General features: G+C 63.0%; 21 protein-coding genes and 3 tRNA genes. 13 read left to right on the top strand and 11 right to left on the bottom strand.

The window, feature by feature from the left end; all coding sequences use genetic code 11:
- The first annotated feature begins 325 nt into the window (after positions 1-325).
- The gene (locus IB256_RS24425) at positions 326-802 is read left to right on the top strand and encodes a DUF1289 domain-containing protein (protein ID WP_138216343.1); all 477 of its coding nucleotides are present in this window, start codon (positions 326-328) and stop codon (positions 800-802) included.
- Between the two features lie 60 nt (positions 803-862).
- Here the strand turns inward: IB256_RS24425 and IB256_RS24420 are convergent, their stop codons facing one another.
- On the bottom strand, positions 863-1,726 hold the full coding sequence (locus tag IB256_RS24420; RefSeq protein WP_192404438.1) for a universal stress protein: 864 nt from the start codon (positions 1,724-1,726) through the stop codon (positions 863-865).
- Between the two features lie 173 nt (positions 1,727-1,899).
- Between IB256_RS24420 and IB256_RS24415 the strand changes: the two genes are divergently transcribed.
- On the top strand, positions 1,900-2,511 hold the full coding sequence (locus IB256_RS24415; RefSeq protein ID WP_405307771.1) for a tRNA-(ms[2]io[6]A)-hydroxylase: 612 nt from the start codon (positions 1,900-1,902) through the stop codon (positions 2,509-2,511).
- Positions 2,512-2,576: 65 nt separating this feature from the next.
- Here the strand turns inward: IB256_RS24415 and IB256_RS24410 are convergent, their stop codons facing one another.
- The 3 genes from IB256_RS24410 to IB256_RS24400 form a co-directional block, all read right to left on the bottom strand.
- Positions 2,577-3,905 (bottom strand): SPFH domain-containing protein, encoded by a 1,329-nt coding sequence (locus IB256_RS24410; protein WP_192404436.1) that lies wholly within the window; start codon positions 3,903-3,905, stop codon positions 2,577-2,579.
- A gap of 123 nt (positions 3,906-4,028) precedes the next feature.
- Complete coding sequence (lpxH, locus tag IB256_RS24405; RefSeq protein WP_192295424.1) at positions 4,029-4,751, bottom strand: UDP-2,3-diacylglucosamine diphosphatase; 723 nt, start codon at positions 4,749-4,751, stop codon at positions 4,029-4,031.
- A 4-nt stretch (positions 4,752-4,755) separates the two neighbouring features.
- Positions 4,756-5,262, bottom strand: coding sequence for a peptidylprolyl isomerase (locus IB256_RS24400; RefSeq protein ID WP_192295425.1), 507 nt, complete (start codon positions 5,260-5,262; stop codon positions 4,756-4,758).
- 121 nt (positions 5,263-5,383) lie between these two features.
- Between IB256_RS24400 and IB256_RS24395 the strand changes: the two genes are divergently transcribed.
- Positions 5,384-7,066, top strand: coding sequence for a glutamine--tRNA ligase/YqeY domain fusion protein (locus tag IB256_RS24395; RefSeq protein WP_192404522.1), 1,683 nt, complete (start codon positions 5,384-5,386; stop codon positions 7,064-7,066).
- 3 nt (positions 7,067-7,069) lie between these two features.
- On the top strand, positions 7,070-8,458 hold the full coding sequence (gene cysS / locus IB256_RS24390) for a cysteine--tRNA ligase (RefSeq protein ID WP_192404435.1): 1,389 nt from the start codon (positions 7,070-7,072) through the stop codon (positions 8,456-8,458).
- A gap of 63 nt (positions 8,459-8,521) precedes the next feature.
- Here cysS and folD read toward each other — a convergent pair whose 3' ends face one another.
- Complete coding sequence (gene folD / locus IB256_RS24385; protein WP_045208481.1) at positions 8,522-9,376, bottom strand: bifunctional methylenetetrahydrofolate dehydrogenase/methenyltetrahydrofolate cyclohydrolase FolD; 855 nt, start codon at positions 9,374-9,376, stop codon at positions 8,522-8,524.
- A gap of 262 nt (positions 9,377-9,638) precedes the next feature.
- Here folD and IB256_RS24380 point away from each other — a divergent pair.
- From IB256_RS24380 to IB256_RS24340, 9 genes are all read left to right on the top strand, one after another.
- Positions 9,639-9,715, top strand: a tRNA-Arg gene (locus tag IB256_RS24380).
- 31 nt (positions 9,716-9,746) lie between these two features.
- A tRNA-His gene (locus tag IB256_RS24375) sits at positions 9,747-9,822 on the top strand.
- Between the two features lie 52 nt (positions 9,823-9,874).
- A tRNA-Leu gene (locus tag IB256_RS24370) sits at positions 9,875-9,959 on the top strand.
- Positions 9,960-10,101: 142 nt separating this feature from the next.
- On the top strand, positions 10,102-11,412 hold the full coding sequence (gene tig / locus IB256_RS24365; protein ID WP_054907730.1) for a trigger factor: 1,311 nt from the start codon (positions 10,102-10,104) through the stop codon (positions 11,410-11,412).
- 96 nt (positions 11,413-11,508) lie between these two features.
- The gene (gene clpP, locus IB256_RS24360; RefSeq protein ID WP_138216336.1) at positions 11,509-12,147 is read left to right on the top strand and encodes an ATP-dependent Clp endopeptidase proteolytic subunit ClpP; all 639 of its coding nucleotides are present in this window, start codon (positions 11,509-11,511) and stop codon (positions 12,145-12,147) included.
- Positions 12,148-12,254: 107 nt separating this feature from the next.
- Positions 12,255-13,535: an ATP-dependent Clp protease ATP-binding subunit ClpX gene (gene clpX / locus IB256_RS24355; protein ID WP_138216335.1), complete on the top strand. Its 1,281-nt coding sequence runs from the start codon at positions 12,255-12,257 to the stop codon at positions 13,533-13,535.
- 133 nt (positions 13,536-13,668) lie between these two features.
- Positions 13,669-16,065 (top strand): endopeptidase La, encoded by a 2,397-nt coding sequence (gene lon, locus IB256_RS24350; RefSeq protein ID WP_192295428.1) that lies wholly within the window; start codon positions 13,669-13,671, stop codon positions 16,063-16,065.
- A gap of 136 nt (positions 16,066-16,201) precedes the next feature.
- Positions 16,202-16,474, top strand: coding sequence for a nucleoid-associated protein HU-beta (gene hupB / locus IB256_RS24345; RefSeq protein WP_003087931.1), 273 nt, complete (start codon positions 16,202-16,204; stop codon positions 16,472-16,474).
- Between the two features lie 227 nt (positions 16,475-16,701).
- Positions 16,702-18,591 carry a SurA N-terminal domain-containing protein gene (locus IB256_RS24340; RefSeq protein ID WP_192295429.1) on the top strand — a complete coding sequence of 630 codons (1,890 nt, stop codon included), beginning with the start codon at positions 16,702-16,704 and terminating at the stop codon, positions 18,589-18,591.
- 88 nt (positions 18,592-18,679) lie between these two features.
- Here IB256_RS24340 and fabI read toward each other — a convergent pair whose 3' ends face one another.
- The 6 genes from fabI to IB256_RS24310 are packed head-to-tail and all read right to left on the bottom strand — an operon-like array spanning position 18,680 to position 26,914.
- Complete coding sequence (gene fabI, locus IB256_RS24335) at positions 18,680-19,477, bottom strand: enoyl-ACP reductase FabI (protein ID WP_192295430.1); 798 nt, start codon at positions 19,475-19,477, stop codon at positions 18,680-18,682.
- 27 nt (positions 19,478-19,504) lie between these two features.
- Positions 19,505-21,115 carry an ABC transporter ATP-binding protein gene (locus IB256_RS24330; RefSeq protein WP_192404433.1) on the bottom strand — a complete coding sequence of 537 codons (1,611 nt, stop codon included), beginning with the start codon at positions 21,113-21,115 and terminating at the stop codon, positions 19,505-19,507.
- Between the two features lies 1 nt (position 21,116).
- Positions 21,117-22,136: an ABC transporter permease gene (locus tag IB256_RS24325; protein WP_192295432.1), complete on the bottom strand. Its 1,020-nt coding sequence runs from the start codon at positions 22,134-22,136 to the stop codon at positions 21,117-21,119.
- 4 nt (positions 22,137-22,140) lie between these two features.
- Positions 22,141-23,223 carry a microcin C ABC transporter permease YejB gene (locus tag IB256_RS24320; protein ID WP_081516482.1) on the bottom strand — a complete coding sequence of 361 codons (1,083 nt, stop codon included), beginning with the start codon at positions 23,221-23,223 and terminating at the stop codon, positions 22,141-22,143.
- Positions 23,223-25,088: an extracellular solute-binding protein gene (locus IB256_RS24315; protein WP_192404430.1), complete on the bottom strand. Its 1,866-nt coding sequence runs from the start codon at positions 25,086-25,088 to the stop codon at positions 23,223-23,225. The genes IB256_RS24320 and IB256_RS24315 overlap by 1 nt, the downstream gene beginning before the upstream one ends.
- Complete coding sequence (locus IB256_RS24310; protein WP_192295434.1) at positions 25,085-26,914, bottom strand: extracellular solute-binding protein; 1,830 nt, start codon at positions 26,912-26,914, stop codon at positions 25,085-25,087. The genes IB256_RS24315 and IB256_RS24310 overlap by 4 nt, the downstream gene beginning before the upstream one ends.
- Positions 26,915-26,984 lie beyond the last annotated feature (70 nt).

The following is a 26,984-nucleotide window of genomic DNA, read 5'->3' as shown; positions in this document are numbered from 1 at the left end:
CATTCGTCAGGCATGGTGGACGGTAATCCACTGACCTACGACGGCACCGGCGATCTCCGGGCAGAAGCTGTTTTCAAAGTTTTACGCCGGGGGGCCAGGGACTGATGGGGCTGGGCGCTTGAGGGAGGCGCCCAGACCGCGCGGCTGCCGGAATCTGTGCTTCGTGACGCTTTGAAAACAGCTTCTTTCGGACAATGACGCCAAAAAGGCGCAGCCATTCTAATGGAATTAATGGGCCTTGGTAAGCCGATTTGCGTGGCGCCCGAGGGTGATCTTGCCTAGACAAAGGGCTAACATGCCCGCTTTGCCAGCTATCTGTTCAGCCATGTCTTCGCAACGCATCAAAACCCCCTGTGTCGGGCTCTGCTCGACGGTCTATGGCGACCTGGTCTGCCGTGGCTGCAAGCGCTTCCACCACGAGGTGGTGAACTGGAACCGCTACGGCGACGAGGAGAAGCGGGCGGTGCTGAGCCGTCTGGAGATCCTGCTGACGCAGGTGATGATGGCCAAGCTGGAGGTCTTCGATGCATCCCTGCTGCGCAGTCAGCTGGAACAGCGGCAGATCCGCTTCGTGCCCGAGCAGTCGCCCTATTGCTGGGCCTACCAGCTGATCGCCCGCGGCTCGCGGATGATCAATCAGGTTGAAGCCTACGGTCTGGCGTTGCTGCCGGAGTTCCGCGAATGGCCGCTGCCGGACCTGCGCGACGCCATCGACAAGGAGTTCTTCATCCTTTCCGAGGCGCATTACGAGCGCTATATCGCCCCGAGCTTCCTGGCTGAGGCGCTGGAGTCGCGGGTCTGATCGCCGCCGCGCAATAAGAAAGCCGCCCGATGGGCGGCTTTTTTCGTCAGGGCTGTCGGATCACGGCTTGGCGGCGATCTCTTCCAGGTGGGCGATGATGTCGTCCGGCTTGAGGACCAGGATGTCGCTCTCCAGCGAATCCAGCACCACTTCGGCGGTGTTGCCGATCAGTGCGCCGGACAGCCCAGTGCGTGCCACGCTGCCGATCACCGTCACCGCAGCATCAAGGTTGTGCGCCGCTCGGGGGATCAGTACGTCCGCCGGGCCTTCCTCTATGTGCAGGTGCTGGTCGTCGACGCCGAATTCGGCCTGGAACGCCTTGCACGCCTCGCGGTACTTGGCCTCGATGGTCTCGCTGAGCTGGAAGGTCGGGTCGGCCGCCGAGAGCATGGGCGAGGGATGCGCGCTGATGACATGCAGCTGGCCGTGGGCGAGGCCGGCGATGTCGTAGGCATGGCTGACGATCCCGGCGTGCAGGGTGCGGTGCTCGACGTCGTTGTTGCCCACGTCCACGGCGGCGAGGATGTTGCGTCCGGCCCAGGGCAGGCTGGTCTTCACCAGCAGCACCGGGGAAGGGCAGAAGCGCAGCAGCTTCCAGTCGTCCGGGGTGAGCAGTGCTTTTTTCAGCGGGTTGTCCGGGCTGTGCTGCTTGATCACCAGCCCGCAGCCTTCGGCCTGCTGCTCGGCGATGATGGTCTGGTGCAGGTTGTCCTTCCAGGCCTGGCGGCTGGAAGCGCTGAAGCCTTCCTGGCGCAGCACCTCGGCGACTTCCTCGAGCTTGGTGCTGTAGTCGGCGCGCCGCTCGCAGGCCAGCAGGTGCAGGTGTGACTGGGTCACGCTGGCGATCAGGCGGGCCCGTTTCAGCGCGAGACCTTCCGGCTGGTCCGGGTCCACGACTACGAGGATGCTACGGATGGCTTGCATGATCGTCTCCCTTCGTGCGCGTTGTTTATGTGGAACAACTGTAGTCGGGATATCTCGTTCATGACGTTGAGGCATATCAACGCCGGAAGCTGGTTCCGCGCGGTGGCATTCGTATAATGCTCCGCCTTTATGACACCGGCCAGCCGGTGGGTCGCGAGCTCGGAGTTTTGAACATGCTGTCTGAAATCAGGGAATTCCTCGGTTGTGCCACGCCGGATGCGTGGGTGGAAGCCGCGCTGCGGGATCAGGCGGTGATGCTGATCGACCACAAGAACAACGAGTTCAAGGCCGCCAGCACGGCCCTGGCCCTGATCGCCAAGTACAGTGCCCACGAGGAACTGGTGAACTTCATGTCGCGCCTGGCGCGCGAGGAGCTGCGCCACCACGAGCAGGTGCTGGCGATCCTGAAGAAGCGCGGCATCCCCCTGCGGCCGATCTCCGCCGGCCGCTACGCCTCCAGCCTGCGTACCGTGGTGCGCAATCACGAGCCGCAGAAGCTGGTGGATACCCTGATCGTCGGCGCCTTCATCGAGTGCCGCAGCTGCGAGCGCTTCGCCGCTCTGGTGGATCACCTGGACGCCGATCTGGCCAAGTTCTACGGCTCGCTGCTGAAATCCGAGGCGCGGCACTTCCAGGGTTACCTGAGCCTGGCGCGCCGCTATGGCGACGACGCCGACATCGACCGCCGCGTGGCGGAGATTCGCGAAGTGGAGGCTGGCCTGATCCAGTCGCCGGACAGCGAGTTCCGTTTCCACAGTGGTGTGCCGGTGGCGCAGGCGGCCTGAGCCACCCGCTGGAATGAAAAAAGCGCCCTGATGGGCGCTTTTTCTTTTGTTGCTTCTGGTGGGACTCAGTCCTTCACCTTCAGATCCAGCGCCAGGTCGCGCGCGGCCTTGGTCGCCAGTACGCCCATCAGTTGGCCGATCTCGTCCTGGCGACTGCTGGCGCTGTTCTGCCCGCCGGCCATCATCACGCTGGGCACCGGGGCCTGGGCGGCGGCTTCGGCCCAGACCTTGTTGATGGCGATCAGCGCGTCCAGTTTAGGTTGCAGCGCGCCGTCCGCCTTGATCACTGCTTCGCGGGCGTAGGCATCGGCGTCGGCGGTGATCTTGGTGGCCTGCGCCGTCACGGCAGCCTTGTCGCGCAGCAATTCAGCAGTCTGCTTCTCGATCTCGGCGCGCTGCTTCTCGCGTTCGGCGTTGATCACCGCCAGCTGCTTCTCGGTTTCCGCCTGGGTGGTGCGCTCGATCTGGTCGCGCAGGGTTTCCTGGCGCTTGGCTTCCACTTCCTTCTCGCCACGGGCGGTGACCAGCAGCTTCTCTTCCTCTTCCTTCAGGCGGTTCTGGCGTGCCACGGCCAGCTCGGCCAGTGCCTGCTGCACCTTGACCATGCGCTGCTTGTACTGCGGGTTCGGGTCGACGTTGGTGATACGCGCCTCCACCACTTCCACACCGAACTTGCGGAACTGCTGCTGTTTGCGCACCGGGATGCCCTTGGCGTCGGTGACCTTCTCGGTGACGAACTGGCTGGCGTTGTTGTCGCCGAAGCTGCCCTGTTCGGTGCCGGCCTGCAGGATGGCGGTCTGGTGTGGTACGGCGCCGCGTGGGCCGCGGACTTCCTTGCGCTTGATCAGGTACAGGCCATCGTTGAGCTGGTTCTCGAACTCCGCGGCGAATTCGCTGCGGGCGCCGGCGTAGTAATCGTCGGCGGTCATCAGCGAGGCGGTGGCCTGCAGGGTTTCCTTGATCGCCGGGATCAGTGCGGTGCGGATGAAGTTGTCCGGGTTGCGGTATTCCTGGGCCATCTTCAGGAACTGGTCGCCGCCGGGCAGGCGGAAGCGCGCCGAGGATTCGACCTTGGCGTCGACGTTGCCGAGGAAGACGATGGGGAAGGCTTCGATGGTCGCGCCCAGTCCGTCGTTGTCCGGGTTGTTGTCGTTCTCGTCCATGATCAGTACGGACTGCACGCTGATGGCTTTCTTCCAGGTGGTGGCGCGGCCGAACCACTTGGTGGCGTAGCCGACGTCGTCGACGATCTTCTCGTCGCCGAAGATGGTCCGCACGTGGGTCATGAAGCCGGCTTCGTTATAGAAGAAGACGCCGTTGAACAGGATGAAGGCGGCGGCGACCAGTGCCAGGGGCAGGGCGCCGAACTTGATGAGATTTCCCTTGCTGAACATGTTTCTTCCTTGATTGAGCAAACCGCGAATGCTGCGCAAGGCGGTCGGTGCCGGTCAAGGAGAAATGTCTGACAGTGCGGGTGGGTTAACGCCAAAAGGCCACCATTGCGGTGGCCCGGAGCTTCACAGGGTGAAGGGTGCCTGCCGCAGGCCCTGCTCGTCGGCCTCCAGAGCCCAGCCCTGGCTGTCCCAGTCGCCGAGGACAATGCGTCGCGCGGGGCGGCCGTCGATTTCCAGTTCGTGGATGGCGGGGCGGTGGGTGTGCCCGTGGATCAGGATTCGCACGCCCTTGTCGCGCATGATCTTCTCCACTTCCGCCGGGGTGACGTCGACGATCTCGCTGGCTTTCATGCGGGTCTGCGCGCGGCTTTCCTTGCGCAGTTTGCGCGCCAGCTTGTGGCGGGTGGCCAGCGGCAGGTTGCGCAGGATGAACAGCGTCAGCGGGTTGCGCAGCCAGCGGCGCAGCTTCATATAGGCCACGTCGAGGGTGCAAAGGCTGTCGCCGTGCATCAGCAGGATCTTCTCGCCATCAAGGTCTATCAGACTCGGGTCGCGCAGCAGGGTGCAGCCGGCTTCGCGGCAGAAGGCCTGGCCAATCAGGAAGTCGCGGTTGCCGTGCATCAGGAAGATGCGCGTGCCGCTGTCAGATAACTTGCGCAGGGCGCGGGCGATGGAGTGCTGGAACTCGTCCATGCCATCGTCGCCGATCCAGGCTTCGAAGAAGTCGCCGAGGATGTACAGCGCCTCGGCCATACGGGCGCGGGTGGAGAGGAAATGCAAGAACGCCCGGGTAATGTCCGGGCGTTCTGCTTCGAGATGCAGGTCCGAGATGAACAGGACGCTCATCGACTCACTCGCCGATGACTTCTGCTTTCTCGATGATCACGTCGTCGGCCGGTACGTCCTGGTGGCCGGAGCGCATGGTGGTGGCGACGGTCTTGATCTTGTTGACCACGTCCATGCCGTCCTTCACTTCACCGAACACGCAGTAGCCCCAGCCCTGCACGGTCGGCGCGCTGTGGTTGAGGAAATCGTTGTCGGCGACGTTGATGAAGAACTGCGCGCTGGCCGAGTGCGGCTCCATGGTGCGGGCCATGGCGACGGTGCCAACCTTGTTGCCGACGCCGTTGTTGGCTTCGTTCTTGATCGACTTGCGGGTGGACTTCTGCTTCATGCCCGGCTCGAAACCGCCGCCCTGAATCATGAAGTTGTTGATCACACGGTGGAAAACGGTGTTGTCGTAATGGCCGGCCTTCACGTACTCCTTGAAGTTGGCCACGGTTTCCGGCGCCTTGTCGTCGAAGAGTTCAAGGGTGATATCGCCGAAGTTGGTCTGCAGTTTGACGGTGGTAGTCATCAGGGAATTCCGCTCTTTGGAAAAATCGAAGGCCTGTCAGGGGGTTGACAGCTTCGGCTATGATAAGCGCTTTGGTTTGGCTGGCCTACCCTGGCCGAACACCAGCATGATCAAGGACACCATGAGCAAGCCTACCGCCGATACGAAAGAAGCCACTGTTGCCGCCAACTTCCTGCGTCCGATCGTTGCGGCCGACCTGGAAAGTGGCAAGCACCAGAAAATCGTCACTCGCTTCCCGCCGGAGCCCAACGGCTACCTGCATATCGGTCACGCCAAGTCCATCTGTCTGAACTTCGGCCTGGCCAAGGAGTTCGACGGGGACTGCCACCTGCGCTTCGACGACACCAACCCGGCGAAGGAAGACCAGGAGTACATCGATGCCATCGAGGCCGATGTGAAATGGCTGGGCTTCGACTGGGCCGGGCAGGTTCGCTACGCCTCCAACTACTTCGACCAACTGCATGACTGGGCGGTGGACCTGATCAAGGCCGGCAAGGCTTTCGTCTGCGACCTGAACGCCGAGGAAATGCGCGCCTACCGTGGTTCGCTGACCGAACCGGGCAAGAACAGCCCGTTCCGCGAGCGTTCGGTGGAAGAGAACCTGGACCTGTTCGCCCGCATGAAAGCCGGCGAGTTCCCGGACGGCGCCCGTTCGCTTCGTGCGAAGATCGACATGGCCTCGCCGAACATCAACCTGCGCGACCCGATCCTCTACCGCATCCGTCACGCTCATCACCACCAGACCGGCGACAAGTGGTGCATCTACCCCAGCTACGACTTCACCCACGGCCAGTCCGACGCCATCGAGGGTATCACCCACTCCATCTGCACCCTGGAGTTCGAGGATCACCGCCCGCTGTACGAGTGGTTCCTGGCCAACCTGCCGGTCCCGGCCCAGCCGCGCCAGTATGAATTCGCGCGCCTGAACCTGAACTACACCATCACCAGCAAGCGCAAGCTCAAGCAACTGGTCGATGAAAACCACGTTCAAGGCTGGGACGACCCGCGCATGTCGACCCTGTCCGGCTATCGCCGTCGCGGCTACACCCCGGCGTCCATCCGTACCTTCTGCGACATGATCGGCGTGAATCGCGCCGGTGGTGTGGTGGACATCGGCATGCTGGAATTCGCCATCCGTGACGACCTCGATGCCAACGCTGGTCGCGCCATGTGCGTGCTCAAGCCGCTGAAGGTAGTCATCACCAACTACCCGGAAGGCCAGGTCGAGAACCTCGAGTTGCCGCGCCATCCGAAGCAGGACATGGGCGTGCGCGTGCTGCCGTTCAGCCGCGAGATCTACATTGACGCCAGTGACTTCGAGGAAGTCCCGCCGGCCGGCTACAAGCGCCTGATCCCCGGTGGCGAAGTGCGCCTGCGCGGCAGCTACGTGATCCGCGCCGACGAAGCCATCAAGGATGCCGCTGGCAACATCGTCGAACTGCGCTGCAGCTACGACGAGAACACCCTGGGCAAGAACCCCGAGGGCCGCAAGGTCAAGGGCGTGATCCACTGGGTGCCGGCCGCCGAGAGCGTCGAGTGCGAAGTGCGCCTGTACGACCGCCTGTTCCGTTCCGCCAATCCGGAGAAGTCGGAAGAGGGCGGCAGCTTCCTCGACAACATCAACCCGGATTCCCTGGTGGTGCTCAAGGGCTGCCGCGCTGAGCCGTCGCTGGCCAGCGCCACGGCCGAGGATCGCTTCCAGTTCGAGCGCGAGGGCTACTTCTGCGCGGATGCCCGGGACTCCAGGGCGGACGCCCTGGTCTTCAACCGCACCGTGACCCTGCGCGACTCCTGGGGGCAGTAACGGATGGCTGACTTGCAGATCTACAGCACGCTGTCCAAGACCAAGGACAGCTTCAAGCCGCTGGTGGGCAACCAGGTGCGCATGTACGTGTGCGGCATGACCGTGTACGACTTCTGCCACATCGGCCATGCCCGCGTGATGGTGGCGTTCGACGTCATCGCCCGCTGGCTGCGCCATCGCGGCTATGACCTGACCTATGTGCGCAACATCACCGACATCGACGACAAGATCATCCGTCGCGCCCAGGAGAACGGTGAGTCGTTCGAAGACCTGACCGCCCGCATGATCGCCGCGATGCATGAAGACGAGGCGCGCCTGTCGGTCCTGCGTCCGGACATCGAGCCGCGCGCCACCGGCCACATCGTCGGCATGCACGAGATGATCCAGACCCTGATCGACAAGGGTTACGCCTACGCGCCGGGCAATGGCGACGTCTATTACCGGGTCGGCAAGTTCGCCGGCTACGGCAAGCTGTCGCGCAAGAAGATCGAGGACCTGCGCATCGGTGCGCGGATCGAGGTCGACGAATCCAAGGAAGACCCGCTGGACTTCGTGCTCTGGAAGGGCGCCAAGCCGGGCGAGCCGAGCTGGGAGTCGCCCTGGGGCGCCGGGCGTCCGGGTTGGCATATCGAGTGCTCGGTGATGTCCACCTGCTGCCTGGGCGAGACCTTCGACATCCATGGCGGCGGTCCGGACCTGGTGTTCCCGCACCACGAGAACGAGATCGCCCAGAGCGAGGCGGCCACCGGCAAACTCTATGCGGCCAGCTGGATGCACGCCGGAGCGGTGCGCGTGGACGGCGAGAAGATGTCCAAGTCCCTGGGCAACTTCTTCACCATCCGCGAGGTGCTGGAGAAATACCACCCGGAAGTCGTGCGCTTCCTGCTGGTCTCCAGCCATTACCGCAGCCCGATCAACTACTCCGAAGACAACCTGAAGGAAGCCAAGGGCGCGCTGGAGCGTTTCTACACCGCGCTGCGTGGTCTGCCGCAGGTGGCTGCGGCGGGTGGCGAGGAGTTCGTCGAGCGCTTCGGCGCCGCGATGGACGACGACTTCGGTACGCCGGAAGCGGTTGCCGTGCTGTTCGAGATGGTCCGGGAGGTCAACCGCCTGCGCGAGAGCGATCCGGCGGCTGCGGCTGCACTGGCGGCACGCGTGCGTGAGCTGGGGGCTCTGCTGGGTGTTCTGCAACTGGATGCCGACGAGTTCCTCCAGGCCGGCGCAGCCGGCAAGGTCGACGCGGCGCAGGTCGAGGCGCTGATCCAGGCTCGTCTGGATGCCCGTGCGGCGAAGAACTGGGCCGAATCCGACCGCATCCGCGACGAGCTGACCGCTCTAGGCGTAGTGCTGGAAGACGGCAAGGGCGGCACTACCTGGCGTCTCGCCGAGTAACTGTCTCCTGGAAATGAAAAAGGCCGCTGATCAGCGGCCTTTTTCTTGCTCGTCGAAAACCTGTCAGGTGTGCAGGTGTTCGGCGGCGTACAGGGTGTTTTCCAGCAGGCAGGCGCGGGTCATCGGGCCGACACCGCCCGGAACAGGGGTGATCCAGCTGGCGCGCTCGGCGGCGACGTCGTATTCCACGTCGCCCACCAGCTTGCCATCTTCCTGGCGATTGATGCCCACGTCGATGACGATGGCACCTTCCTTGATCCACTCGCCCTTGACCAGACCCGGCTTGCCGGCGGCAACGACCACCAGGTCGGCGCGGCGCACGTGGTCGGCCAGGTCGCGGGTGAAGCGGTGGGTCACGGTGACGGTGCAGCCGCCCAGCAGCAGTTCCAGCGCCATGGGGCGGCCGACGATGTTCGATGCGCCCACTACCACCGCGTCCATGCCGTACAGGTCGACGCCGGTGCTTTGCAGCAGAGTCATGATGCCTTTCGGGGTGCAGGGGCGCAGCAGCGGGATGCGCTGGGCCAGGCGGCCGATGTTGAAGGGGTGGAAGCCGTCCACGTCCTTGTCCGGGCTGATGCGTTCCAGCAGCTGGGAGGCGTCGAGGTGGGCGGGGAGGGGGAGCTGGACGAGGATGCCGTCGATGGCCGGGTCGGCGTTCAGACGGTCGATCAGTGCCAGCAGCTCTTCCTGGGTGGTGCTGGCGGGGAGGTCGTACGCCTGGGAGAGGAAGCCGACCTCTTCACAGTCCTTGCGCTTGTGCGCGACATAGACCTGAGAGGCGGGGTCGCTGCCGACCAGGATCACAGCCAGGCCGGGGATGCGCAGTCCTTGCTGGCGGCGTTCATTGACGCGTTGGCCAATCTGCTGGCGGAGGCTGGCGGCGATCGCTTTGCCGTCGATCAGTTTTGCAGTCATGTCGGGGGGATAACCATTAAGGCGGGTGAAAAGAAGGCGCGCATTTTCGCATGCTGCCTCCATAAGGCAAAGGCGGGAGCCCCTGATTTGGCGTAACTCCTTTATCTCTTTGAACTTTTTTTAAAAAAGTTGTTGACGGGGTATGGCCTCATCGATAACATGCGCCCCGCTTGCCGAGCACAGCCTGAAACACGAAAGAGGCGGTGCCAACCGATTCGGTGGTTTCCACTGAGTCTGCTTAGCAAGGGTTGCCGCCACTAAAGCGCCCGTAGCTCAGCTGGATAGAGCATCCGCCTTCTAAGCGGATGGTCGCAGGTTCGAGTCCTGCCGGGTGCGCCAAGTGGCGTTCGGTACAAGCAAATGTAATATGGTGGGCGTAGCTCAGTTGGTAGAGCACAGGATTGTGGCTCCTGGTGTCGTGGGTTCGATTCCCATCGTCCACCCCATATTCCGAAGCGCCAGGCCCAGTGCCTGGCGTTTTCGTTTCTGCGGTACCCTGCGGACGTGGTGAAATTGGTAGACACGCCGGATTTAGGTTCCGGTGGCGCAAGCTGTGAGAGTTCGAGTCTCTCCGTCCGCACCATCTTCTTTCCATAAGCTCTCGCATCCGTGAATTTCCGCAGCTTCCACTCGGGGTGACTTCTGCATTTCTAGCTACTAGAATGCTTGCCCTTGATTCTGGGAGCCGGAAGGACCGGCTTACGTCTGTGCCACGAGGAATATCCATGCAAGTTTCCGTTGAAAGCACCTCCGCTCTTGAGCGCCGCATGACCGTTGGCGTGCCGGCCGAGCGTATCGAGACCGAAGTCAACAAGCGTCTGCAGCAGACCGCTCGTCGCGCCAAGGTTCCTGGCTTCCGTCCCGGCAAGGTGCCGATGAGCGTGATCCGTCAGCGCTACGAAGCCGCCGCTCGTCAGGAAGCCCTCGGTGACCTGATCCAGGAAACCTTCTACGAAGCCGTGGTCGAGCAGAAGCTGAACCCGGCCGGTGCTCCTTCCGTCGAACCGAAAGTGTTCGAGAAAGAGAAGGGCCTCGAGTACATCGCTACCTTCGAAGTCTTCCCTGAGTTCCAGGTTGCCGGTTTCGACGGCATCAAGGTCGAGCGCCTGCAGGCCGACGTGGCTGACGCCGATCTCGACAACATGCTGGAAATCCTGCGCAAGCAGAACACCCGTTTCGAAGCTGTTGATCGTGCCGCGCAGAACGACGATCAGGTGAACATCGATTTCGTCGGCAAGATCGACGGCGAAGCCTTCGCTGGCGGTTCCGCCAAGGGCACCCTGCTGGTGCTGGGCTCCGGCCGCATGATCCCGGGCTTCGAAGAGGGTCTGGTTGGCGCCAAGGCCGGTGAAGAGCGCGTTCTGAACGTGACCTTCCCCGAGGACTACCAGAACCTGGACCTGGCCGGCAAAGCTGCCGAGTTCACCGCTACCGTCAACAGCGTCGCCGAGCCGAAGCTGCCGGAACTGAACGAAGAGTTCTTCGCTCTGTTCGGCGTGAAGGAAAGCACTCTGGAAGGCTTCCGCACCGAAGTTCGCAAGAACATGGAGCGTGAACTGCGTCAGGCCATCAAGTCCAAGGTGAAGAACCAGGTGATGGAAGGTCTGGTCGAGACCAACCCGATCGAGGTTCCGAAAGCCCTGATCGGCAACGAAGTCAATCGTCTGCGCGTCCAGGCTGTCCAGCAGTTCGGTGGCAACATCAAGCCCGACCAACTGCCGGCCGAGCTGTTCGAAGAGCAGGCCAAGCGCCGCGTCGTACTGGGTCTGATCGTTGCCGAGCTGGTCAAGCAGCACGAACTGAAGGCTGACGAAGCCCGCGTTCGCGAAATGATCGAAGAGATGGCTTCCGCCTATCAGGAGCCGGAACAGGTTGTTTCCTGGTACTACAAGAACGACCAGCAACTGAACGAAGTCCGTTCGGTTGTACTGGAAGAACAAGTTGTAGATACTGTCCTGCAGAAGGCCAATGTGACCGACAAGCAGGTATCCTACGAAGACGCGGTCAAGCCTGCAGAAGCTCCGCAAGCGGCCTGATCCAGCGCTTCTTCGTTCGATCGTCACAAGCCAGCCTTCGGGCTGGCTTGTGCGTCTATAGAGACATGACTTTTTATTAGGGAGTGATCGTCGGACATGCATAATCCTTATATGCCGCAAGTTCCGAACATTCAGGCCGCTGGTGGTCTGGTGCCGATGGTGGTGGAGCAGTCCGCCCGCGGTGAGCGTTCCTACGACATCTATTCGCGCCTGCTGAAGGAGCGGATCATCTTCCTGGTCGGCCAGGTCGAGGACTACATGGCCAACCTCGTGGTTGCCCAGCTGCTGTTCCTCGAAGCCGAGAACCCGGACAAGGACATCCACCTCTACATCAACTCCCCGGGTGGTTCCGTCACCGCTGGCATGTCGATCTACGACACCATGCAGTTCATCAAGCCTGACGTGTCCACCATCTGCGTGGGCCAGGCGTGCAGCATGGGTGCCCTGCTGCTGGCTGGCGGCGCCGCTGGCAAGCGTTACTGCCTGCCGCATTCGCGCATGATGATCCACCAGCCGCTGGGCGGCTTCCAGGGCCAGGCCTCGGACATCGAGATCCACGCCAAGGAAATCCTTTTCATCAAGGAACGCCTGAACCAGGTGCTGGCACACCACACCGGTCAGCCGCTGGACGTCATTGCCCGCGATACCGACCGTGACCGCTTCATGAGTGGCGAGGAAGCCGTCAAGTACGGTCTGATCGATCAGCTCTTCACTCAGCGTCCTGCTGCCAGCTGAGTCTCTCCGCACTACCGCGGCCGGTAATCCGGCCGCTCGCGGGCTTGAAAATGCCTGCGAATGCCTTCATCTTGTCCTTCACGTATATCCCCGATTGGAACGATCGAATGACTGACACCCGCAACGGCGAGGACAACGGCAAGCTGCTGTATTGCTCCTTCTGCGGCAAGAGCCAGCACGAAGTGCGCAAGTTGATTGCCGGCCCCTCGGTCTTTATCTGCGACGAGTGCGTCGACCTGTGCAACGACATCATCCGTGAGGAGGTGCAGGAAGCACAGGCGGAGAGCAGTGCGCATAAGCTTCCGGCGCCGAAAGAGATCCGCACCATCCTCGATCAGTACGTGATCGGCCAGGAACGTGCCAAGAAAACCCTGGCGGTAGCGGTGTACAACCACTACAAGCGCCTGAACCAGCGTGAGCGCAAGGACGACGTCGAACTGGGCAAGAGCAACATCCTGCTGATCGGGCCGACCGGCTCGGGCAAGACCCTGCTCGCCGAGACCCTGGCGCGTCTGCTCAATGTTCCCTTCACCATCGCCGATGCCACCACCCTCACCGAGGCTGGTTATGTGGGCGAGGATGTCGAGAACATCATCCAGAAGCTGCTGCAGAAGTGCGACTACGATGTCGAGAAGGCCCAGATGGGCATTGTCTACATCGACGAAATCGACAAGATCTCGCGCAAGTCCGACAACCCGTCGATCACTCGCGACGTGTCCGGCGAAGGCGTCCAGCAGGCTCTGCTGAAGCTGATCGAAGGCACCGTGGCTTCCGTACCGCCCCAGGGCGGCCGCAAGCACCCGCAGCAGGAATTCCTGCAGGTCGACACCCGCAACATCCTGTTCATCTGCGGAGGCGCGTTCGCTGGCCTGGAAAAGGTCATCCAGAACCGTTCTACCAAAGGCGGCATCGGCTTCAGCGCCGAGGTTCGCAGTCAGGAAGCGGGTAAGAAGGTGGGCGACGCGCTGCGCGAGGTCGAGCCGGAGGATCTGGTGAAGTTTGGCCTGATCCCCGAGTTCGTCGGTCGTTTGCCGATCATCGCGACGCTCGAAGAGCTGGACGAAGCTGCCCTGATGCAGATTCTGACCGAGCCGAAGAACGCGCTGACCAAGCAGTACGCCAAGCTCTTCGAAATGGAAGGCGTGGACCTCGAGTTCCGTCCGGACGCGCTCAAGGCCGTCGCTCGTCGCGCGCTGGAGCGCAAGACCGGCGCCCGTGGCCTGCGTTCGATCCTCGAAGGCATCCTGCTCGATACCATGTACGAGATCCCCTCGCAGAACGACGTCAGCAAGGTGGTGATCGACGAAAGCGTCATCGAGGGCTCCTCCCAGCCGCTGCTGATCTACGAGAACAGCGAGCAGCCGGCCAAGGCTGCACCTGACGCCTGAAACCAGAAGGGGCCCTAGGGCCCCTTTTTTCTTCCCATCTACCGCGCTTGTTTTTTCCCAGTCCTAACCCCATCTTAGGCCGAAGGGTCCAATCCCATCGTTTTGGCCAAGTGCCGCTGTAGAGCCGAATATCATGAAAACACTCGTCGAGTTGCCCCTGCTCCCCCTGCGTGACGTAGTGGTGTATCCGCACATGGTCATCCCGCTTTTCGTGGGACGAGAGAAATCCATCGAGGCCCTCGAGGCCGCCATGACCAGCGACAAGCAGATCCTGTTGCTGGCGCAGAAGAATCCGGCCGACGACGATCCGGGCGCCGACGGCCTGTACCGCATGGGCACCGTGGCCACTGTCCTGCAGTTGCTGAAACTGCCCGATGGCACCGTCAAGGTGCTGGTCGAGGGCGAGCAGCGCGGCCAGGTAGAGCGCTTCATCGACGAGGAAGCCTACTGCCGCGCGGAAGTTTCGATCATTGACGAGGCCTCCGTCGGCGAGCGCGAGTCCGAAGTCTTCACCCGTAGCCTGCTCAGCCAGTTCGAGCAGTATGTGCAGCTGGGCAAGAAAGTCCCGGCCGAAGTCCTGTCTTCGCTCAACAGCATCGATGAACCGGGCCGTCTTGTAGATACCATGGCCGCCCACATGGCGCTGAAGATCGAACAGAAGCAGGAAATCCTCGAGATCACCGAGCTGTCCGCCCGCGTCGAGCACGTGCTGGCCATGCTGGATGCCGAGATCGACCTGCTGCAGGTCGAGAAGCGCATTCGCGGCCGCGTGAAGAAGCAGATGGAGCGCAGCCAGCGCGAGTACTACCTCAACGAACAGATGAAGGCCATCCAGAAAGAACTGGGTGACATCGACGAAGGCCACAACGAAGTCGAGGAACTGAAGAAGCGCATTGACGCCGCCGGCCTGACCAAGGAAGCCATGGCCAAGGCCACTGCCGAGTTGAACAAGCTCAAGCAGATGTCGCCGATGTCCGCCGAGGCGACCGTGGTGCGTTCCTACATCGACTGGCTGGTGAATGTGCCGTGGAAGGCCGAGAGCAAGGTGCGCCATGACCTGGACAAGGCCGAGGACATCCTCGACGCCGATCACTACGGTCTGGAAGAGGTCAAGGAGCGCATCCTCGAGTACCTCGCCGTCCAGAAGCGCGTGAAGAAGCTCAAGGGCCCGGTGCTCTGCCTGGTCGGCCCGCCCGGCGTGGGCAAGACCTCGCTGGCCGAGTCCATCGCCCGCGCGACCAACCGCAAGTTCGTGCGCATGGCCCTGGGGGGCGTGCGTGACGAGGCCGAGATTCGCGGTCACCGTCGCACCTACATCGGTTCCATGCCCGGTCGTCTGATTCAGAAAATGACCAAGGTGGGCGTGCGCAACCCGCTGTTCCTGCTCGACGAGATCGACAAGATGGGCAGCGACATGCGCGGCGACCCCGCGTCGGCGCTGCTGGAAGTGCTCGATCCGGAGCAGAACCACAACTTCAACGACCACTACCTCGAAGTCGACTACGACCTCTCCGACGTGATGTTCCTCTGCACGGCGAACTCCATGAACATTCCGGCAGCGTTGCTGGACCGAATGGAAGTCATCCGCCTGCCGGGTTACACCGAGGACGAGAAGATCAACATCGCCTCGAAATATCTTGTACCGAAACAGACTGCGGCTAATGGCCTGAAGAAGGGCGAGGTGGTCTTCGAAGAAGCGGCTACCCGTGACATCATCCGCTATTACACCCGCGAAGCCGGTGTGCGTAGCCTTGAGCGCCAGATCGCCAAGGTCTGCCGCAAGGCGGTCAAGGACGGTGGCAAGGCCAAGCGCATCGAAGCCGTGGTGACTCCGGATTCACTGGAGAATTACCTGGGCGTGCGCAAGTTCCGCTACGGCCTGGCCGAGCAGCAGGATCAGATCGGCCAGGTGACCGGCCTCGCCTGGACCCAGGTGGGCGGCGAATTGCTGACCATCGAATCGGCCATGGTTCCGGGCAAGGGCGCACTAACCAAGACCGGCTCGCTGGGCGACGTCATGGCGGAGTCCATCACTGCCGCGCTGACCGTGGTTCGTAGTCGTTCGAAGAGCCTGGGTATCGCTCCGGACTTCCACGAGAAGCACGATATCCACATCCATGTGCCGGAAGGCGCGACGCCCAAGGACGGCCCTAGCGCGGGCATTGGCATGTGTACCGCACTGGTCTCGGCGATCACCCAGATTCCGGTCCGTGCTGACGTGGCCATGACCGGCGAGATCACCCTGCGCGGTCAGGTTCTGGCCATCGGTGGGCTGAAGGAAAAACTTCTGGCCGCGCACCGGGGTGGAATCAAGACAGTGATCATTCCCGAGGAAAACGTACGGGACCTTAGGGAAATTCCGGATAATATTAAGGCTGATCTCGTTATTAAACCGGTTAAATGGATTGACGAGGTCCTGCAAATTGCGCTGCAATACGCCCCGGAGCCCTTGCCCGATGCGGCTCCCGAGATGGTTGCAAAGGATGAGAAGCGCGAGTCTGATTCCAAGGAGCGAATCAGCACGCATTAGTTGGGGGGCTTTCTTGACACTGTTTTTGAGCCCTTGTTATAAAGCGGCACTTGCTTTGTCAGTTGGCAAACCAGCACCTGCTTTTGCTTACACCTAACACATAGAAACATACTCAACAGAAATAAGGGGACTTAGAGTGAACAAGTCGGAACTGATCGATGCTATCGCCGCATCTGCTGATATCCCGAAAGCTGTTGCCGGTCGCGCTCTGGACGCGGTGATCGAGTCCGTAACTGGCGCCCTGAAGGCTGGTGACTCCGTCGTACTGGTAGGCTTCGGCACCTTCGCTGTCAAAGAGCGCGCTGCTCGCACCGGTCGCAACCCGCAAACCGGCAAGCCGATCAAGATCGCTGCTGCTAAGATCCCGGGCTTCAAGGCCGGTAAAGCCCTCAAGGACGCTGTCAACTAAGCGTCTTTTTGGACTTGACCTGGACCGGTTCAACTTCGGTTGGGCCGGTCACGGAGCGATGACCCGGCTGGCGTAGGTCGGTTGGAATCATCAGGGGTCACGGGCTCAATGCCCGCAAGCTCCACCAGTTACGAGAAGGCGCATCCTCGGATGCGCCTTTCTTATATCCGCCTTTTTTCCACGCCGCGCCGCCATTGACGGTGAGCCGTGGCCGCGTCGGGGGCCGCATGCTGCAAAACATCAGGGACAATTCCCAAGGCTGGATCACCAAGACCATCCTGGGCGTGATCGTTGTCCTCATGGCTTTGACCGGGTTCGATCAGATCATTCGCGCAACCCACCACGAGAACGTCGCTGCTCAGGTCAACGGTGAAGACATCGGTCTGCCGGAACTGCAGCAGGCCGCGGATATGCAGCGTCGCCAGCTGATGCAGCGTCTGGGCAAGGACTTCGATTCGTCCATGCTCGACGACAAGCTGCTCAAGGACTCTGCGCTGAAGTCGCTCATTGAGCGCAAGCTGATCCTGCAGGCGGCCCAGAACGACAAGTTCGCCTTCTCCCAGCAGGCGCTGGATCAACTGATCCTGTCGACCCCTGAATTCCAGGTGGACGGCAAGTTCAGCGCCGAGCGCTTCGACCAGGTCATCCGCCAGATGGGCTATGACCGCATGCAGTTCCGCCGCATGTTCGGCGAGGAGATGCTCATCGGTCAGCTGCGCGCCGGCATCGCCGGTACCGGCTTCGTTACCGATGACGAGCTGAATGCCTTCGCCCGCCTGGAGAAGCAGACCCGCGATTTCGCCACCCTGACGCTCAAGGCCGACCCGGCCAAGAGCAAGGTCGAGGACAGCGAGATCAAGGCGTACTACGACGCCCACAGCACCGAGTTCATGACGCCCGAACAGGTCACTATCGACTACGTCGAGCTGAAGAAGTCTGCCTTCTTCGACCAGGTCGAGGTGAAGAAGGAAGACCTTGATGCCCTCTATCAGAAGGAAATCGCCGGTCTGGCCGAGCAGCGCGACGCCGCGCACATCCTGATCGAGGTGAACGACAAGCAGAACGACCAGCAGGCCAAGGCCAAGATCGACGAGATCAAGGCGCGCCTGGACAAGGGTGAAGACTTCGCCAAGCTGGCCAAGGAGCTGTCCAACGACACCGGCTCCGCCGCAAACGGTGGTGATCTCGGCTTTGCCGGTCGTGGCGTGTATGACCCGGCCTTCGAAGAGTCGCTGTATGCGCTGAAGAAGGGCGAAGTCTCCGCCCCGGTGAAGACCTCCTACGGCTGGCACCTGATCAAGCTGCTGGGCGTTGAAGCGCCGGAGGTTCCGACTTTCGACAGCCTGAAGGTCAAGCTGGAGCACGAAGCCAAGACCCAACTGGTCGAGCAGCGCTTCGTCGATGCAACCAAGCAGCTGGAAAGCTCCGCCTACGAAGCCTCCGATCTGGGCCAGCCGGCTCAGGACCTGGGCCTGAAGGTGCAGACCAGCAAGCCGTTCGGCAAAGAAGGTGGCGAGGGCGTGACCGCCAACCGCCAGGTCATCCAGACCGCCTTCAGCCCGGAAGTGCTGGAAGAGGGCGCCAACAGTGGCGCTATCGAGCTGGACCCCGACACTGCGGTCGTGCTGCGCGTGAAGGAGCACCACAAGCCTGAGCAGGAAACCCTGGAACAGGTGAGTGCCGATATCCTCAAGCGTCTGCAGGTCGAACACGCAGCCAGTGATGCCAAGGCTCGCGGCGAATCGCTGCTGGCTGGTCTGCGCGACGGCAAGATCCCGCTGACCCAGGCTCAGGACGGCCAGGACTGGAAAGTCGTGGAAGCGGCCGCCCGTGGTCAGGAAGGTGTCGACCCGGTGGTGCTGCAGAGCGTGTTCCGCATGGCTCGTCCGGAAGGTGCCGATAAGCCCAGCCTGGGTGGTGTCGCACTGCAGAACGGTGACTTCGTGCTGGTCAAGCTCAGTGGTGTCAGCGAGCCGGATGCCAAGCCGACCGAGCAGGAGAAAGCGATGTACCAGCGCTTCCTCGCCTCGCGCAGCGGTCAGGACGATTTCTCCGCGTTCCGTCGCTACCTGCAGGATCAGGCGAAGATCGAGAAGTTCGACGAAGCCAAGAAGTGATAGACAGGGGCCGCGCAAGCGGCCCTCGTTTTATCCGGGACAAGAAAAAGGCCGCATCAGCGGCCTTTTTCTTTGCCTGGGGGAAGGCTCAGTCGTCGCCCAGCGGGCCCATGGCGGTGGTGTTGAAGCCACCGTCGACATAGAGAATCTCGCCGCTGATGCCGCTGGCAAGGTCCGAGCAAAGGAAGGCGCCGGCGTTGCCGACTTCCTCGATGGTCACGTTGCGTCGCAGCGGGGTCTGGCGCTCGTTGGCGGCGAGCATCTTGCGGAAGCTCTTGATGCCTGACGCTGCCAGGGTGCGGATCGGGCCGGCGGAGATGGCGTTGACGCGGGTGCCTTCCGGGCCGAGGCTGCCGGCCAGGTAGCGCACGCCGGCTTCCAGGCTGGCCTTGGCCATGCCCATCACGTTGTAGTTGGGCATCGTGCGTTCGGCGCCCAGGTAGGAGAGGGTGAGCAGGCTGCCGTTTCGGCCCTGCATCAGCTCGCGGCCTGCCTTGGCCAGGGCGACGAAGCTGTAGGCGCTGATGTCGTGGGCGATGCGGAAGCCGTCGCGGGTGGTGACTTCGGTGAAGTCGCCGTCGAGCTGGTCGCCTGGCGCAAACCCCACCGAGTGGACGATGCAGTCCAGGCCGTCCCATTGCTTCGCCAGCGCGGCGAACACGGCTTCGATGTCTGCATCGCTGGCCACGTCGCAGGGGAAGCACAGCTCGGCGCTGGAGCCCCAGCCGGCGGCGAATTCCTCGACGCGCCCCTTGAGCTTGTCGTTCTGGTAGGTGAAGGCGAGCTCGGCGCCTTCGCGATGCATCGCCGCGGCGATGCCGGAGGCGATGGACAGCTTGCTGGCGACACCGACGATCAGTACGCGTTTACCGGCGAGAAACCCCATGTCATTGCTTCCTTGTCTGCTGCTGGCTCAGGCTTGCGTCGGTACCATGAAGGCTGCTTCCAGCAGTTGCTGTGTGTAGGCATGTTGCGGTGCGGCGAAGACTTCCTCGGCCATGCCCTGTTCGACGACCTTGCCGTGGCGGATCACCATCAGCTGGTGGCTGAGGGCTTTCACCACTGCCAGGTCGTGGCTGATGAACAGGTAGGTCAGGTTGTACTTGGCCTGCAGCCCGCGCAGCAGTTCGACGACCTGGCGTTGCACGGTGCGGTCCAGTGCCGAGGTCGGTTCGTCCAGCAGGATCAGCGCCGGCTTGAGCACCAGCGCGCGGGCGATGGCGATGCGTTGCCGCTGGCCCCCGGAAAACTCGTGGGGGTAGCGGTGGCGGGTATCCGGGTCGAGTCCGACTTCCTTGAGCGCCTCGATGATCGCCTGCTCGCGCTCCTCGGGCGTGCCCATTCCATGGATTTCCAGGCCTTCGCCAACGATCTGGCCGACCGACATGCGCGGGCTGAGGCTGCCGAACGGGTCCTGGAAGACTACCTGCATCTCGCGACGCAGGGGCCTGACTTCCGCCTGGTTCATGCCTTCGATGGCCTGACCCTCGAAGCAGATGCCGCCCTGGCTGCTGATGAGCCGGAGGATGGCCAGGCCCAGGGTCGACTTGCCCGAGCCGCTCTCGCCGACGATGCCCAGGGTCTGGCCGCGCGGCAGGCTGAAGTCAATGCCGTCCACCGCCTTGACGTGGTCGACGGTCTTGCGGAACACGCCTTTCTTGATCGGGAACCACACGCGCAGGTTGTCGACCTCCAGCAGCGGCGCACCAGGCTCGTTCTGCGCGGGGGTGCCACTGGGCTCGGCTCCGAGCAATTCGCGCGTGTAGGGGTGCTGTGGGGCCGCGAAGAGGGTGTCGCAATCGGCCTGCTCGACGATGCAGCCGCTTTTCATCACGCAGACGCGATGGGCGATACGCCGGACCAGGTTGAGGTCGTGGGTGATCAGTAGCATCGCCATGCCCAGGCGCTGCTGCAGGTCACGCAGCAGGTCGAGGATCTTCAGCTGCACCGTCACGTCGAGCGCGGTGGTCGGTTCGTCGGCGATCAGCAGCTCCGGCTCGCAGGCCAGTGCCATGGCGATCATCACCCGCTGCCGCTGGCCACCGGAGAGTTCGTGCGGGTAGGCCTTGAGGCGGCTGGCGGGGTTGGGGATGCCGACCAGATCGAGCAGCTCCAGCGTACGGGCGCGGGCCTGATTGCCGTTCATGCCCTTGTGCAGCGCGAGCACTTCGCCGATCTGCTTCTCGATGGTGTGCAGCGGGTTCAGCGAGGTCATGGGTTCCTGGAACACCATGGCGATGCGGTTGCCGCGGATGCCGCGCAACTTGCGCTCGGGCAGCTTGAGCAGGTCCTTGCCGGCGTACTGGATGCTGCCGGAGGGATGGCTGGCGGTGGGGTAGGGCAGCAGGCGCAGGATGGAGTGCGCGGTGACTGACTTGCCCGAGCCGCTTTCGCCCACCAGCGCCAGGGTCTCCCCCTTGCGGATGTCGAAGTTGATGTGTTCGACCGCGCGCACCTGTTCGTCGCCGCAGAGGAAATCGACGGACAGGTCGCGGACTTCGATGAGGTTCTCGTTCTGGCTCATGTCACTTCCTCGGGTCGAAGGCATCGCGGGCGGCTTCGCCGATGAACACCAGCAGGCTCAGCATCACGGCCAGCACCACGAAGGCGGTGATGCCCAGCCAGGGTGCCTGCAGGTTGGACTTGCCCTGGGCGACCAGCTCGCCCAGCGACGGTGCGCCGGCGGGCAGGCCGAAGCCCAGGAAGTCCAGGGAGGTCAGGGTGCCGATCGCGCCGGTGAGGATGAAGGGCATGAAGGTCAGGGTGGAGATCATCGCGTTGGGCAGGATGTGGCGGAACATGATCGCTCCGTTGCGCATGCCCAGGGCGCGCGCTGCGCGCACATACTCCAGGTTGCGGCCGCGGAGGAATTCGGCGCGCACCACGTCCACCAGGCTCATCCAGGAGAACAGCAGCATGATGCCCAGCAGCCACCAGAAGCCTGGCTGCACGAAGCTGGCGAGGATGATCAGCAGGTAGAGCACCGGCAGGCCCGACCAGATTTCCAGGAAGCGCTGGCCGAGCAGGTCGATCCAGCCACCGTAGAAACCCTGCAATGCACCCACGGCGACACCGAGGATGGAGCTGAGCACGGTGAGGATGAGGGCGAACAGCACCGACACGCGGAAGCCGTAGATCACCCGCGCCATCACATCGCGCGCCTGGTCGTCGGTGCCCAGCCAGTTCTCCGCGGTGGGCGCCGAGGGTGCCGGCACCCGCAGGTCGTAGTTGATGGTGTCGTAGCTGTAGGCGATCGGCGGCCAGAGAATCCAGCCGTCCTTCTGCGCGATCTGCTCGCGCATGTACGGGCTCTTGTAGTTCGCCTCCATGGGGAACTCACCGCCGAAGGCGGTTTCCGGGTAGCGCTTGACCACCGGGAAATACCATTCGCCGTCGTAGCGGATCGCCAGTGGCTTGTCGTTGGCTATCAGCTCGGCGCCCAGGCTGAGAACGAACAGCGTGAGGAACAGCCAGAGTGACCACCAGCCGCGCTTGTTGGCCTTGAAGCGCGTCCAGCGGCGCTGATTGATGGGAGATAGGCGCATCGGATTACTCCCGGTTCTCGAAGTCGATGCGCGGATCGACCAGCGTGTAGAGGACGTCGCTGACCAGCTTCATGATCAGGCCGAACAGGGTGAAGATGAACAGCGTGCCGAACACCACCGGGTAATCGCGGTTCAGCGCTGCCTCGAAGCTGAGCAGGCCCAGGCCGTCGAGGGAGAAGATCACCTCGATCAGCAGCGAGCCGGTGAAGAAGATGCCCAGCAGGGCCGAGGGTAGGCCGGCGATGATCAGCAGCATGGCGTTGCGGAACACATGGCCGTAGAGTACGCGGCGCTCGGTCAGGCCCTTGGCGCGGGCGGTGACCACGTACTGCTTGCCGATCTCGTCGAGGAAGCTGTTCTTGGTCAGCAGGGTGATGGTGGCGAAGTTACCGATCACCAGCGCGGTGATGGGCAGCGCGAGGTGCCAGAAGTAGTCGCGGACCTTGCCGCCCCAGGTCAGCTCGTCGAAGTTGTTGGAGGTCAGCCCGCGCAAGGGGAACCAGTCCCAGTAGCTGCCGCCGGCGAACAGCACCACCAGCAGGATGGCGAAGAGGAAGGCGGGGATGGCATAGCCGACGATGATCGCCGAGCTGGTCCAGACGTCGAAATGGCTGCCGTGGCGCACCGCCTTGGCGATGCCCAGCGGGATCGACACCAGGTACATGATCAGCGTGCTCCACAATCCGAGAGAGATGGACACGGGCAGCTTCTCGACGATCAGGTCGGTGACCTTGGCATCGCGGAAGAAGCTCTGGCCGAAGTCCAGGTGCACGTAGTTCTTGAGCATGATCCAGAAGCGCTCGGGCGCCGGTTTGTCGAAGCCGTACATGCGCTCGATTTCCTTCACCAGTTCCGGGTCCAGGCCCTGGGCGCCGCGGTAGTGCGTGCCGGCGGAGGCGACTTCACCGCCGCCGCCGGAGATGCGCCCGGTGGCGCCGCCGCTGGCGGCGTCGAAGCCTTCCAGCTTGGCGATCATCTGCTCCACCGGGCCGCCGGGGGCGGCCTGGATGATGATGAAGTTGATCAGCAGGATGCCGAACAGGGTGGGGATGATCAGCAGCAGGCGCCGCAGGATGTAGGCCAGCATCAATGGGTCCCTTGGGCGACGGCGCCGTCGGCCGGCGTTTCGCTCGTGGCATTGGTATCCGTCTTGGTCGGTACAGCCTTGTCGCGGGCTTGCCACCAGGTCTGCAGCGCGTAGCTGTAGGGCGGCAGTTTTTCCGGGTGGGCGATGCGGTTCCAGTAGGCGATGCGCCAGTTGCCCAGGTACCAGTTGGGCACCACGTAGTGGCCCCAGAGCAGCGCGCGATCGAGGGCGCGGGCGTGGCGCACCAGGCTTTCGCGGGAGCCGGCGTTGATCAGGCCTTCCACCAGGGCATCGATGCCCGGATCGCGCAGGCCGATGAAGTTGCGGCTGCCGGGCTTGTCGGCGCTGCTGGAATGCCAGAACTCGCGCTGTTCGTTACCGGGCGAGCTGGACTGCGGCCAGCTGCTGACGATCATGTCGTAGTCGCGCGAGCGCAGGCGGTTGATGTATTGCGAAACGTCGACGCGGCGCAGCTGCATGTCGATGCCCAGCTCCGCGAGGTTGCGCTTGAAGGGCAGCAGCACGCGCTCGAAGTCGGCCTGGGCGAGCATGAACTCGAAGCTCAGTTGCTTGCCGTCGGGGCCGACCATCTTGTCGTTCTCGATCTTGTAGCCGGCCTCCAGCAACAACTGGTAGGCCTTGCGCTTCTGCTCGCGGATGATGCCGCTGCCGTCGCTGGTGGGCGGCACGTAGACCTGGCTGAAGACCTCTGGCGGCAGCTTGTCGCGTAGCGGCTCGAGAATCTTCAGCTCCTCGGCGTCGGGCAGCTCCCTGGCGGCCATCTCGGAGTTCTCGAAGTAGCTGCCGTCACGCAGGTAGGAGCCGAAGAACAGCTGCTTGTTGGTCCACTCGAAGTCGAACAGGTTGGTGATCGCTTCGCGCACGCGCGGGTCCTGGAACACCGGGCGGCGGATGTTGAAGGCATAAGCCTGCATGCCCCACGGGTTGCCGTTCACCGGCTCCTCACGGACGATCCGGCCGTCGCGCACGGCGGGCGAGTCGTAGGCGGTCGCCCAGTTCTTCGCAATGCGCTCGTCGTTGAAGTCGAACTGCCCGGCCTTGAAGGCTTCCAGGGCAACGGTGAGGTCGCGGTAGGACTCCACCACCACGGCGTCGAAGTTGTTGAAGCCGCGGTTCACCGGCAGCTTGTCGCCCCACCAGTCCTTGACCCTCTCGTAGCGGATCGAGCGACCGGCCTCGACCTTGGCGATGCGGTACGGGCCGCTGCCCAGTGGCGGCTCCATGTTGGTCTTGTTGAAGTCGCGGCTGGCCCACCAGTGCTTGGGCAGGATCGACAGCTGGCCGAGGATCAGCGGCAGCTCGCGGTTGTCGCCGTGCTTGAAGTCGAAGCGCACGCGCAGCTTGTCTTCGGCCACCACCTTGTCGACGTCCGCGTAGTAGTTGCGGTACATCGGGTCGCCGTCCTTCATCAGCGTCTCGAAGGTGAACACGACGTCTTCGGCGGTGACCGGTGTGCCGTCCTGGAAGCGCGCCTCGGGGCGCAGGTAGTAACGGACGAAGCGATGCTCGGGGTCCTTCTCGATCTTCTCGGCGAGCAGTCCGTATTCGGTGAAGGGCTCGTCGAGGGAGTGGAAGGTCAGGGTGTCGTAGATCAGGTTGATCTGAGGTGCGGAGTTGCCCTTGGCGATGAAGGGGTTGAGGCTGTCGAAACCGCCGAAGTCGGAGAGGCGCAGCGTGCCGCCCTTGGGCGCATCGGCATTGACGAAGTCGAAGTGCTTGAAGTTCGCCGGGTATTTCGGCGCCTCGTCATACAGGGTGATAGCGTGCTGCGGCGCGGCCTGCGCACTGCCCAGCAGTCCCAGCAACAGGCCGGCACAGAGCGCGGCGCGGCGGGGGCTTTTCATAGGGTTTTCTCCTGGTCTTTTTGCCACCAGGCTCGCAGACCCAGCGTATAGGGCGGCGTGGTGACGAAGGCGAAGCGGTTGCGATACGCCAGCCGGTGCTTGTTCAGATACCAGTTGGGAATGCTGTAGTGCTGCCACAGCAGTACCCGGTCCAGGGCGCGCGCCGCGGCTTCCTGCTGGTCGCGGTTGGTGGCGCCGAGGAGTTTCTCAAGCATCGCGTCCACCACGGGGTTGGCGATGCCCGCATAGTTCTTGCTGCCCTTCACCGCCACCTGGCTGGAATGGAAGTACTGCCATTGTTCGAGGCCGGGGCTCAGGGTCTGGGGCAGGGTCATCAGAATCATGTCGTAGTCGAACTGGTCCAGACGCTGTTTGTACTGGGCGCGGTCCACGGTGCGCAAGCTCGCATCGATGCCGATGCTGGCGAGGTTCTCGCGATACGGCTGGAGAATGCGTTCCAGACTGGGGTTGACCAGCAGGATCTCGAAGCGCAGCTGCTTGCCGTTGGCGTCCAGCAGGCGATCGCCGGAGAGCTTCCAGCCGGCTTCGCCCAATAGACCCAAAGCGTGGCGCAGGGTTTCCCGCGGGATGCCGGCGCCTTTGGTCACCGGCACGGTGAAGGGGCGTTTGAACAGTGCCTCGGGCAGCTGCGAGCGGTACGGCGAGAGCAGCAGCCACTCCTGGCCCTGCGGTACGCCGGTGGCCGCAAGGGTGCTGTTGGGGTAGTAGCTGCTGGCGCGCACGTACGCATCGTTGAACAGCGCGCGATTGGTCCATTCGAAGTCGAACATCATCCCCAGCGCCTCGCGCAGGCGGCGATCGGCGAAGGTCGCGCGGCGGGTGTTGAGGAACAGCGCCTGGGTCTGGGTGGGAATCTGGTGGGGGATTTCCACCTTCAGCACTTCGCCACGGCGAACGGCCGGGAAGCGGTAGTTGCTGCGCCAGTTCTTCGCCTGGTGTTCGATGTAGACGTCGAATTCGCCGGCCTTGAAGGCTTCGAAGGCGATACCGGCGTCACGGTAGAAGTCCACCTCGACACGGTCGAAGTTGTACTTGCCGCGATTCACCGGCAGGTCCTTGCCCCACCAGTCCTTGACCCGCTCGAACACCAGGCGCCGCCCCGGCACCACCTCGGTGATTCGGTAGGGGCCGCTGCCCAGCGGCGGTTCGAAGGTGGTGGCCTGGAAGTCGCGGCCTTTCCAGTAGTGCTGCGGCAGCACCGGCATCTCGCCCAGGCGCAGGATCAGCAGCGGGTTGTCGTGGCGCTTGAAGACGAAGCGGATGCTCTGCGGCGAGAGGATGTCGACCCGCTGCACTTCCTGCAGGTTGGTGCGGTACATCGGGTGGCCATGCTTGAGCAGGGTGCGATAGGAGAACGCCACGTCGTAGGCGGTGATCGGCTTGCCGTCGTGGAAGCGGGCTTCCGGGCGCAGGTTGAACACCACCCAGCTGCGGTCCTCGGCGTACTCCACGCTACGGGCGATCAGGCCGTAGCTGGAGGCAGGCTCGTCGCCGGACGGGTCATACAGCCCGGTCCCGATCATCAGTGGCTCGTTCAGCTCGCTGACGCCGTACTGCAGGAAGTCCGCGGTACTGACCGGCGGGCTGCCCTTGAAGGTGTAAGGATTGAGCGTGTCGAAGGTGCCCAGGCCCATCAGCCTTAGCAGGCCGCTCTTGGGCGCCTTGGGGTTGACCCAGTCGAAGTGGTCGAAGCTGGCCGGGTACTTGAGTTCGCCGAACTGGGCGTAGCCGTGGCTCTCGGTGATCTGGGCGGAGGCGGGGAGGCCCAGGAAGAGTCCCAGGAGCAGGAGAGACAAGCGACGCATCAGGCGTAGGATCCGATCCCGGCTGGCTGAAGGAGGTTAGCGTCGTACAGTAGCAGCTTGTCCTTGCTGC

The sequence above is a fragment of the Pseudomonas sp. PDM17 genome (genome assembly GCF_014851985.1).
Taxonomy (GTDB): Bacteria; Pseudomonadota; Gammaproteobacteria; order Pseudomonadales; family Pseudomonadaceae; genus Pseudomonas.
The sequence above is the reverse complement of the archived record's forward strand: the minus strand, read 5'-3'. Positions and strand labels throughout refer to the sequence as shown.